Origin of the sequence: Rhodobium orientis (genome assembly GCF_003258835.1) — a bacterium.
GTDB lineage: Bacteria > Pseudomonadota > Alphaproteobacteria > Rhizobiales > Rhodobiaceae > Rhodobium > Rhodobium orientis.
Window position 1 is genome coordinate 1 of sequence record NZ_NPEV01000212.1, and the last position, 246, is coordinate 246.

Sequence of the window (246 nt, forward strand, 5' to 3'; positions counted from 1 at the left end):
TGTTGCTGAAAATCGCGGGAGTGTCGGCGGTTCCGGTCGGATTGATTTTAATGCAGGACGCCGGTACGGCCGGTATCTGCATGTTCTTTGTCGCCGTTATGGTGTTTTTATCAGGCGTGAACTGGAAGCTGATTTTCATAGTCGCGGGATCGGGCATCACGCTCGTACTGCTCGTTCTGTTTTTGGTGATCAATTTTCCGGAGTTTTCAAAGGATACATTGCATATCCAGCAATATCAGATCAACC

The 246-nt window shown here is 48.4% G+C and carries 1 protein-coding gene; it reads left to right on the forward strand.

The genetic code is table 11. The annotated features are described in order from the left end of the window. On the forward strand, positions 1 to 246 hold a 246-nt coding region (locus CH339_RS25885; protein WP_170138640.1), incomplete at both ends, for an FtsW/RodA/SpoVE family cell cycle protein.